Below are 10,270 nucleotides of genomic sequence, written 5' to 3' on the forward strand. Positions count from 1 at the left end.
GCCGGCGCCTCCGTGCCATGCCGGGGACGGCGGCGCGAAGCCGGCAGCTTCGGGCGCGACCGTCAGCTCAAGCGCGCCGGCGGAGTCGGCTAAGCCGGAGGGCGGCGCGGCCTCGCGCCGTCCCCGGAGCTTGGACTCGATCCGTTCCCGGCTCCAGGAGCCCGGAGGCGAATAGTCTTCCGCCCACCGTTCGAGAGACTCGAGATCGACGGCTTCGTCCCATCCGACGGAGGCGCAAGCTTCGAGCACGTCGTCGAGAGCGACCTCCCGCCTCTCTTGAACCACGCAGCGGCGGATCAGCTCCCCGGCGATCCGCGCCTTCATCGCGGGATCCAGGTTCGGCAGCCTTCGCTCCAGCGCGCCGCGAATCGCGTCCGCCACGATCTCGGCCTGACGGCTGCGAGGCAGAGGCGCGTATTTGGTCTGAACGTACCGGCGGATGACGTGAATGTCCATCGGCGTCAACAGCGCTGCGCGTTCCAAGCTCGCGGTCTCCCCTTCCCTGCGAATCTACTAATCCGTAGTTTATCACATAGGAAAGATGTGGGGGAAGCCATACGCCGCCAAGCGACCGCCGTCTAGGCCGACGCGATCGCCTTCTGCATCTCCTCGCTGCGGATATACACTTCGATCTGCTCCTTCTCCGAGAACGTAAATTGGTATTCGCAATCGATGCCTTCGTCCTGCGGCTCGATCTGGATCGGCGCCCCTTGGGGCGTGCACACAACGAGCGCCGACAGCTCGATCAGATCGTCCGGGACCGGCGTCTCTTCGGCCGTCTCGAAGCGCAGCGTCACGTCGACCCACTGTTCGTTCCGTCTCTCGACGTGCGGGATGAACTTGACGAACCGCAGCTCCGTGATCCGGTCGTCTCCGTATTTGATCATTTTCGTCATCCACCTCCCTGTGCCAAAAAAAGGCTGCTCCCGGCGGCAGCCGCCGCGTCGGGAACAACCTCTGTCGGATAAGTTCGGCCCGTGCCCGAACGCCGCCGTTACGGCAGCATCGAGGAGCCCATCAAGTACTTGTCGACTTCGCGGGCGGCTTCGCGGCCTTCGTTGATCGCCCAGACGATCAGGCTCTGTCCGCGGCGCATGTCGCCGGCGGCGAACACCTTGTCGACGCTCGTCTTGTACTTGCCGTATGCCGCCTTGACGTTCGTGCGGCGGTCGGTCTCCAGGCCGAGCTGGTCGATGATCGTGCTCTCCGGGCCTTCGAAGCCGACGGCCACCAGGACGAGATCGGCCGGCCATACCTTCTCGGTGCCGGGGATCTCTTCGTAGATCTTGCGGCCTTGCTCGTCCACGTAACGGCGGATCTGAACGGTGTGCAGCTCCTTGACGTTGCCGTTCTCGTCGCCGACGAACTTCTTCGTCAGGACGGAGAAGGCGCGCGGATCTTCGCCGTACAGAGCCTTGGCTTCTTCGTGGGCGTAGTCGAGCGTGTACACGTTCGGGAACTCCGGCCACGGGTTGTTGATCTGGTCACGGGTCAGCGGAGCCTTGGCGTGCGTGCCGAATTGGGATACGCTCGTGCAGCCGTGACGCAGGCTCGTCGCCACGCAGTCGGTGCCGGTGTCGCCGCCGCCGATGACGATGACGTGCTTGTCTTTGGCGGAGATATATTGGCCGTCCTCGAGACCGGAATCGAGATAGCTCTTGATCGTCGAGTTCAGGAAGTCCATCGCCGGGTAGATGCCCTTCAGATCGGCTCCTTCCACGTTGCCGATTCCGCGGGCCTTCGTCGCGCCGCCGCACAGAACGACGGAGTCGTATTGGTCGACCAGGTCCTTCGCGGAGATGTCCTTGCCGATCTCGGTGTTCGTCACGAACTTGATGCCTTCCTGCTCGAGCAGATCGACGCGGCGCTGAACGATATGCTTCTCCAGCTTCATCGTCGGAATGCCGTACGTCAGCAGCCCGCCGACGCGGTCCGCGCGTTCGTAGACGGTGACGGAGTGGCCGGCCTTGTTCAGTTGGGCGGCGGCCGCGAGCCCCGCCGGGCCGGAGCCGACGACGGCGACCTTCTTGCCGGTGCGGGTCTTCGGCGGCTGCGGAACGACCCAGCCCTCTTCGAAGGCGCGGTCGATGATCGCTTGCTCGATCGTCTTGATCGTAACCGGATCGCCGATCAGGCCGACCGTGCAGGAGCCTTCGCAAGGCGCCGGGCAGACGCGGCCGGTGAATTCGGGGAAGTTGTTCGTCTTCGCGAGGCGCTCGTAAGCTTCCTTCCACAGCCCCCGGTAGACGAGGTTGTTCCACTCCGGAATCAGGTTGTTGATCGGGCAGCCGGAGACGCTTCCCGCGAGCTCCATGCCGGTATGGCAATACGGCGTGCCGCAGTCCATGCAGCGCGCGCCTTGGGTGCGCAATTGTTCTTCGGAGAACATCCGGTGGAATTCATTCCAATCCTTGATGCGCTCCAACGGATCGCGATCGCTCGGAAGCTCGCGTTGATATTCCATGAATCCCGTAGGCGTCGACATCTTCATTTCCTCCATCTATCGGTGTTTCGCACATGGCAGCGCTTAGGGGTACCCCATTCACTATATCCGTCTGCGACTAAAGTTGCAAGACAAATGCTTGCATAATTATTCATATTAATAGATCATCCTACCAGACTGCCCGCGCGTTCAGAATGGATTATCTTCTCAATTATTTGCACGATTCCGCTACTGTCGTCGGCGCTCGTACACGCAGAAATCGTACGGGGCGTCGTTCTTCTCGTCCTGCACGCCGGGCGTCCGGGAGACGAGAACCCAGTCGTTCTTGTCGAATTCCGGAAAGTAAGAATCTCCTTCGTAGCTGCGGCCGATCTCCGTCAGCAGGAGGCGATCCGCGATGCCCAGCGTCTGCGAATACAGCTCGGAACCGCCGATGACCATGATCTCTTCGGCGCCGAACCGGCGAACGGCCTCGTCCACCGAACGAACCAATTCGCAGCCTTCCGGCGCGGCTTCCATCGTTCGGGACAGAATGACGTTCTTCCGGTCCTTCAGCGGACGCTTCAACGATTCGAACGTCTTCCGGCCCATGAGAACGGTCTTCCCCGTCGTCTGCCGGGTGAAGTAGGCCATCTCGGCGGGAAGTCTCCATGGCAGCGCGTTGCCGATGCCGATGACGCCGTTCTCCGCGACCGCCGCGATCAAAGTGATGGACATGGTTCGACAACACCTTCGACTTGGATTGATAGTTCCATGATACCATACGGGGGCGACCGGTGACTACCGAACAATCGGTTACAAATGATTGGAATCGTTCGGATTCCGCGTTCTGCCATAGGTCGCGCCTTGTCGAGCCCTGTGCCTCGTCGGGCTCTGCGCGTCGCGGGCCATACGGCCTTCGTCGCCTTGGGACGAAAAGAGCGTCCGCATGGACGCTCCGCTTCGATCCCCCGCCGCCTTCAGATCGCCACCGGCGCCTTGATGCCGGGATGGTGCTCGTAGCCGACGAATTCGAAGTCTTCGTATTTATAATCGAAAATGGATTCCGGCTTCCGCTTGATGACCAGCGTCGGAAGCGGATAGGGCTCGCGGGTCAGCTGCAGCTTCACCTGCTCGATATGATTGCTGTAGATGTGGACGTCGGCGCCCGACCAGATGAATTCGCCCGGCTCGAGTCCGCATTGCTGGGCCATCATGTGGGTGAGCAGCGCGTAGGAAGCGATGTTGAACGGAAGGCCGAGGAACGTGTCGACCGACCTCATGGTCAGCATGCAGCTCAGCTTGCCGCCGGCCACGTAGAATTGGAAGACGAAGTGGCACGGAGGAAGCTTCATCTTGCCGATCTCCGCGACGTTCCAGGCGCTGACGATGTGCCGGCGGGAATCGGGGTTGGTCTTGATGGCGTTCACGACTTCGGCGATCTGGTCGATCTTCCGGCCGTCCGGCGCCTCCCAGGCGCGCCATTGGGAGCCGTACACCGGTCCGAGATCGCCGTTCTCGTCCGCCCATTCGTCCCAGATGGAGACCCCGTTCTCCTTCAAATACCGGATGTTCGTGTCGCCGCTCAGGAACCAGAGCAGCTCGTGCACGATCGACTTCAGATGCAGGCGCTTCGTCGTGACGAGCGGGAACCCCTTCGACAGGTCGAACCGAAGCTGCCGGCCGAAGACGCTGATCGTTCCCGTGCCCGTGCGGTCGTCCTTCCGAACGCCGTTGTCGAGTATATCCTGCAGCAGATCCAAATAATTGCGCAACCGAGAACACACCTTTTCTTCGTCGTTTATTGAAGATTGTATCATTGTGCGGTTCCGTCTGTCGACAGGTTCGGCGAACGGGCGCCAGAAGTACCAATCTTTCGCAGCATGTTACATTTCGTATCTCGTTCTGGTATAATGGCGATATAGATAAACGATATGTATCGATCATTTAGGAGAGGTGAGTCCCATCAGAGTCTTTATGCTGCCCATTCGTCTGTCCGGGAACAAGTACATGGATTTGCTCGTCGATTCGCTGAGGCGCTCCGGCCTAACCGTCGAGCCGATCAACAAGCGCAACCTCGGCAAGCCCGGCAGAGGCGACGTCGTCCACCTTCACTGGCCGAGCTTCATTTACTCCGGAAGCAACGCCGCGGCCACGACGGCCAAGACGGCTTTCTTCCTTTTCTTCCTTCTCTACTTGAAGGCGCGGGGGATCCGAATCGTCTGGACGGTACATAACGTATGGCCTCACAGCGGAGGAGCCACCCGGTATCATCGCCTGATGCGGACGATTCTGTGCGCGTTCTGCTCGCGGATTATCGTCATGGGCGAAGCGTCCAAGCGCGAAGTCGTTCGCCTCTTCCGGGCCAAGCCGGGCAAGCTCGTCCAAATCCCCCATGGCCATTACAAGGAAGCGTACTCCCTCTCGGGCGCCGACATCCGGAAGCGCTACGGCATCCCGCAGGGCGCGTATCTGTTCCTGTTCGTCGGCCGCCTCTCGCCCTACAAGGGGCTGGACCTGCTTCTCTCCAGCTTCGCGGCGATGGCCGACGAGAACGCGCACCTGCTCGTCGCGGGCGAGCCTTCCGACGATTTCGACGCGTCCAAGCTGTCCGGCATGGGAGGCAACCTGCACGTGTCGCTCGGCTTCGTCAAGGACGAAGAGCTGGCGGATTACGTGGCCGCTTCCGACGCCGTCGTCCTCCCTTACCGGAACATCACGACCTCCGGAACGGCCATCCTCGCCCTGTCGTTCCACCGTCCGGTCGTCGCCCCCGACATCGGCCTGCTCCGGGATTACCTGAATTCCGACGTCTCGATTCTGTACGACCCTTCCGAGCCGGACGGGCTGGTCCGCGCCATGCGCGAGATGCGCGAGAGCGGGGCCCGGTTCCGGGATCCGAAGGGCTACGAGGCCAAGCTTAGGGACCTCGACTGGGGCCGAATCTCGAGCCTGACGAGCCGCGCCTATTCGGAGAACGCGGTAGAACGGCCGGAGGTACGGAACCGGGATTTAAGCCGCTAGCCTCGCTAAGCGTATCGGGTTACCGCTAAGTGAAGAAGCTCGTCTCCCGGCGTTTCTTGCGCATCTCGTAGCGCTCCGGGGCGCTCTCGTGAAGGCGGCGTTCCACGTCGGTCTCCGGAATGACGGCGGGAACCTCGGCGGGTTTGCCGTTCTCGTCCACCGCGACGAAGGTATTGAAGCAGGTGACCGTCGTTCTTCTCTCGCCCGTCTCCAGGTTCTCCGCCCGGACGATGCAGTAGACCTCCATCGACGTTCTCCTCGTCCACGTGACGAACGCCTCCAGCTCCACCGCCTCCCCCATTCGAACCGGCGACATGAAGTCGAGGCTGTCCGTGGAGGCGGTCACGACCCTTCTTCCGCAGTGCCTCATGGCGGCGATGACGCAGATCTCGTCGATATATTTCATCAGATGGCCGCCGAACATCGTGCCATGGTAATTCGTCTCTCCCGGAAAAACGAGCATCGTCTTGATCGAGCGGGATACGCTCGTCGGTTTGGCATTCGCTTCCATGCCGTCTCCCCTCTCTTCCCGACAAGCCGTTGCCGCTTGTCTCTTCGGTATAGGATAAACATCCCGAGTCCCGGCCGCAAGGCCGGGATCGTTATTGTCTGCCGCGCATCGTACGGAGTAAAATGAAATTCGAAGAAGCGCAATCCGATGATGACGCAACGCTTAGGGGGTGTGCTTGATGTCGGCTGTCGAGCGCTATTTGACGCTGTACGAACGATTCCAGGCGGGGCTGCCGGCCGGGGCTCCCGTCGAGGCGACGCTGGAGGAGCTGGCCGAATCGCTCTACTGCACGCCGCGGAACGCCAAGCTGATCCTCCGCCGCCTCGAAGAGGAGGGCTTAATCGCCTGGCTTCCCGGCCGCGGGCGCGGCAACCGTTCCCGCATCGCCTTCAAGGCGGAGAAGGAGCCTCTTCTGCTCGAGCTGTCCCAAGGCTTGGCGCAGCGGGGCGAATACAAGCGGTCGTTCGAGCTTCTGAACGAATACGGCTCCGGCACGTCCGTCAAGCCGAAGTTCCTGGACTGGCTGAACGGTCAGTTCGGCTTCGCCAAGGAGAAGAATGAAGGCGCGGAGCCCAGCGACGTTCTCCGGTTCCCCGTCTACCGGCCCCCGCTGACGCTCGATCCCGCCCGGGTCAACTACGCGTTCGACGCGCACCTCGTCCGGCAGATCTTCGACCGGCTCGTCCGCTTCGACGAGAAGCAGGGGAGGATCGTGCCGGGCATCGCCCACCACTGGACGTCGAACGAGGATGCGACCGAATGGATCTTCCATCTGCGCAAGGGCGCGGTATTCCATAACGGGCGGGAAGCGACGTCGGAAGACGTCGTCTTCACGTTCGCCAGGCTGGCCGGGAATACGCCGAACCGGTGGCTGATGCGCGGCGTCGAGCGGGTCGAGCCGATCGGTTCCCGGACCGTCCGCTTCCGTCTGAGCCGGCCGAACCGAATTTTCGACCGCTTCCTCTGCTCGGCCGCCTCCTCCGTTCTGCCTTGCGGGTTCGGCGGCATGGACGAAGCCGCCTTCTTCGGATTGCCGATCGGGTCCGGCCCGTTCCGGCTCGTCGAATGCGGCCCGCAGCGAATCGAGCTGTCGGCCCATGCGGGCTATTACGGCGGCCGTCCGTTCCTGGACGGCGTCCGGATCGCCATCGTGCCGGAGGAATGCCAGACGGCCATCACCGCTCTTCCCTCCATCCTGCATACGTTCGATACCGACTTGAACGAAGCCGACGGCGGGAAGCCGGACGAACGATGGCAGCAGCTGATGAAGCTGTGCCAAGGCTGCACCCTGATCGCTTGGAATCTCAACAAGGAAGGCCCGCAGCAGTCCGAAGCGTTCCGACGGGCCGTCCGCCTGATCCTGCATCCGCAAGACATGATCGCGGAGCTGGGCGGAGAGCGCGTGCTAGCCGCTTCCAGCTTCCGTCCGGAATCCAGCGCCGCCCGGCCGCAATCGGCCTTCGACCCGAAGCGGGTTCGCGCCGCGCTCAAGGAGAGCGGATACGACGGCTCCGTCCTGCGGATCGTCGCGCACGAGAAGTACGAGAACGACGTCCGATGGATCGAGCGCCGGCTCGCCGAGTGGGGCATTCGCGCGGAAGCGTTCTTCTCCGGATGGGCGGCCGGCTCCGATCCCGAGTCGCGCGCGCGGACGGACCTGACGATCTCGGGCTTCGTCCTGGCCGAGGACGAAGTGTGCGAGATCGAAGTGTACGAACACGGGGACTGCATCGTCAATTCCTTCCTCGACGAGGATCGGCTGAGCTGGATTCGCGGGCGAATCGACGCCGCCTTGGCCGCCGAATCCGCCGAAGGCAGACGGATGGTTCTTCGGGAGATCGAGGACCGGCTCCGCGACGAAGCCGCGTTCCTGTTCCTTCACCACCGAAGGCTCAATACCTACCTCCACCCCGCGCTGCGCGGCGTCAACCTGAATTCCCTCGGTTGGATCGACTTCAAGGACGTCTGGTTCGAGCACCCCGCCTAAGCGTGCGTCATGAACGGATCCGAATCGCCCAACCGTCAAAGGGCCCTCTCCCGACGGCTCTCGCCGTACGGGACAGGGCCCTTGCTCATGCGGTTCGCGCGATTACTTCTTCGGCGCGATCGTATGGATCGGATGGCCCATGGCCAGCTCCGCCGTATCCATCGTAATCTCGCCGAGCGTCGGATGCGCGTGGATCGTCAGCGCGATGTCTTCGATCGTCGCGCCCATCTCGATCGCGAGACCGAGCTCCGCGATCATGTTGGAGGCTTCGACGCCCGCGATCTGAGCGCCCAGAACGAGGCCGGAATCGACTTCGTGGATGATCTTCATGAAGCCGTCCGCGCCGTCGAGCGTAACCGCGCGGCCGTTGCCGCCGAACGGGAACTTGCTCGACTTGACGTTGTAGCCCTTGTCCTTCGCTTCCTTCTCGGTGAAGCCGACGCTCGCGCATTCGGGGTCGGTGAACGCGACGGCCGGAATGCACTTGTAGTCGACCTTGGAAGGCAAGCCTGCGATCGCTTCGGCGGCGACCTTCGCTTCGTACGAAGCTTTATGCGCCAGAGCCGCTCCCGGCACGATGTCGCCGATCGCGAAGATGTGCGGGATGTTCGTGCGGCATTGGTCGTCGACTTCGATCAGGCCGCGTTCGTTCACCTTGACGCCGATCAGGTCGAGGCCGAGCTCGCCGTCGGTGTTCGGACGGCGTCCGACCGTTACGAGCAAGTACTCGGCGGTCACGGTCTTCGTCTCGCCGTTGACCTCGTACGTCACGGTAATATCCTTGTCGGTCTGCTCGGCGCTCTTCGCGAGGGCGCCGTTCACGATCTCGACGTTGTTCTTCTTCATCTTCTTGACGACGAGCTGGCTCATGTCCTTGTCGAAGCCCGGGATAATTGTGTCCGCGCCCTCGAGGATCGTGATCTGCGTGCCGAACTTGGAGTACATCTGGCCGAGCTCGGCGCCGATGTAGCCGCCGCCGATGACGATCATGCTCTTCGGCACTTCCGGCAGCGACAGCGCTTCGGTCGACGACAGGATGCGGCCGCCGAACGGGAACGCCTTCAGCTCGATCGGGCGGGAGCCCGTCGCGATGATGCAGTTCTTGAAGCGGTAGCGCGGCGCTTCTTGGTCGTTGAACAAGCGGGCTTCGTTCTCGTTGATGAACATGACCTCACCGGAGAACATCTCGACCTTGTTCGCCTTGAGAAGCATCTCCACGCCGCCGGTCATCTTGTTCACGACGGAGTTCTTGTAGTCCTGGACCTTGGAGAAGTCGACGCCGACCTTCTCCGCGGACAAGCCGTACTTGTCGGCGTGCAGCATCTCTTCATAGTGATGAGCCGCATTGATGAGAGCCTTGGACGGGATGCAGCCGACGTTCAGGCAGACGCCGCCGAACTTGCCCTTGTCCGCGATGATGACCTTCTGGCCGAGCTGGGCCGCGCGGATAGCCGCGACGTAACCGCCGGGGCCCGCGCCGATGACGAGCAAATCGATATCGAGAGAAGCGTCTCCTACGACCATGTCTTATACCTCCATGACGAGCAGCTCGGGATCGGCGAGCAGCTGTTTAATGTAGTTAACGAAGTTCTGGGCGGTAGCGCCGTCGACGATGCGATGGTCGAAGCTGAGCGACAGGGCCATGACCGGAGCCGCGACGATCTCGCCGTTCTTGACGACCGGCTTCTCGGAGATGCGTCCGACGCCGAGGATGGCGACTTCCGGGAAGTTGATGACCGGAGTGAAGAACATGCCGCCGGCGGAGCCGATGTTCGTGATCGAGATCGTGCCGCCCTTCATCTCTGCCGGGGCAAGCTTGCCGTCGCGTCCGCGGCTGGCCAGATCGCGAATCTGGTTAGCGATGCTCCAGACGTTCTTGCGGTCCGCATCGTGGATGACCGGAACGATCAGGCCGTTGTCCGTATCGGTCGCGATGCCGATGTTGTAGTACTTCTTGTAGACGATCTCGTTGGCCGCTTCGTCGATCGTGGCGTTCATGACCGGGAATTCGCGGCAAGCGGCGACCAGCGCCTTGACGATGAACGGCAGGTACGTCAGCTTGACGCCCTTCTTCTCGGCGACCGGCTTCGCGCGGCTGCGCAGCGCGACGAGCGCGGAGACGTCCACTTCGTCCATCAACGTAACGTGCGGAGCGGTGTACACCGACTTGACCATCGCGTTGGCGATCGCCTTGCGGATGCCCCTGAACGGCACGCGCTCTTCGACGCCAGGGCCTGCTTGAACCGCGGCAGGAGCCGCAGCGGCTTGTCCGGCGGCTGCCGGGGCTTCCGCGGCTTGCGCAGGCGCGGCCGCCGCCGCTGCGCAA

10 protein-coding genes are annotated in these 10,270 nt (G+C 62.4%); 2 read left to right on the top strand and 8 right to left on the bottom strand.

Annotation, left to right across the window (positions count from 1 at the left end):
- The 5 genes from H7B90_RS31750 to thyA all read right to left on the bottom strand — a co-directional run.
- A partial coding sequence (locus H7B90_RS31750; RefSeq protein ID WP_185139916.1) for a hypothetical protein occupies window positions 1-483 on the bottom strand: 483 nt, incomplete at its 3' end.
- Between the two features lie 95 nt (window positions 484-578).
- Window positions 579-887, bottom strand: a complete 309-nt coding sequence (locus H7B90_RS31755) for a hypothetical protein (protein ID WP_185139917.1) — start codon at window positions 885-887, stop codon at window positions 579-581.
- A 107-nt stretch (window positions 888-994) separates the two neighbouring features.
- The gene (locus H7B90_RS31760; RefSeq protein WP_185139918.1) at window positions 995-2,485 is read right to left on the bottom strand and encodes a glutamate synthase subunit beta; all 1,491 of its coding nucleotides are present in this window, start codon (window positions 2,483-2,485) and stop codon (window positions 995-997) included.
- Window positions 2,486-2,671: 186 nt separating this feature from the next.
- Window positions 2,672-3,160: a dihydrofolate reductase gene (locus H7B90_RS31765; RefSeq protein ID WP_185139919.1), complete on the bottom strand. Its 489-nt coding sequence runs from the start codon at window positions 3,158-3,160 to the stop codon at window positions 2,672-2,674.
- A gap of 242 nt (window positions 3,161-3,402) precedes the next feature.
- Complete coding sequence (gene thyA, locus H7B90_RS31770) at window positions 3,403-4,197, bottom strand: thymidylate synthase (protein ID WP_311772851.1); 795 nt, start codon at window positions 4,195-4,197, stop codon at window positions 3,403-3,405.
- A 181-nt stretch (window positions 4,198-4,378) separates the two neighbouring features.
- Between thyA and H7B90_RS31775 the strand changes: the two genes are divergently transcribed.
- Complete coding sequence (locus H7B90_RS31775) at window positions 4,379-5,446, top strand: glycosyltransferase family 4 protein (protein WP_185139921.1); 1,068 nt, start codon at window positions 4,379-4,381, stop codon at window positions 5,444-5,446.
- A 25-nt stretch (window positions 5,447-5,471) separates the two neighbouring features.
- On the opposite strand, the gene H7B90_RS31780 is transcribed toward H7B90_RS31775, so the two are convergent.
- Window positions 5,472-5,957 (bottom strand): acyl-CoA thioesterase, encoded by a 486-nt coding sequence (locus tag H7B90_RS31780; protein WP_185139922.1) that lies wholly within the window; start codon window positions 5,955-5,957, stop codon window positions 5,472-5,474.
- Between the two features lie 178 nt (window positions 5,958-6,135).
- On the opposite strand from H7B90_RS31780, the gene H7B90_RS31785 reads away from it, so the two are divergent.
- Window positions 6,136-7,944, top strand: a complete 1,809-nt coding sequence (locus tag H7B90_RS31785) for an SgrR family transcriptional regulator (protein ID WP_185139923.1) — start codon at window positions 6,136-6,138, stop codon at window positions 7,942-7,944.
- A gap of 102 nt (window positions 7,945-8,046) precedes the next feature.
- On the opposite strand, the gene lpdA is transcribed toward H7B90_RS31785, so the two are convergent.
- Together lpdA and H7B90_RS31795 are read right to left on the bottom strand one after the other, a co-directional pair.
- Window positions 8,047-9,468, bottom strand: coding sequence for a dihydrolipoyl dehydrogenase (gene lpdA, locus H7B90_RS31790; RefSeq protein ID WP_185139924.1), 1,422 nt, complete (start codon window positions 9,466-9,468; stop codon window positions 8,047-8,049).
- A 3-nt stretch (window positions 9,469-9,471) separates the two neighbouring features.
- A partial coding sequence (locus H7B90_RS31795; protein WP_185139925.1) for a 2-oxo acid dehydrogenase subunit E2 occupies window positions 9,472-10,270 on the bottom strand: 799 nt, incomplete at its 5' end.

Source organism: Cohnella xylanilytica (assembly GCF_014212175.1).
In the GTDB taxonomy this organism is placed as follows: Bacteria; Bacillota; Bacilli; order Paenibacillales; family Paenibacillaceae; genus Cohnella; species Cohnella xylanilytica.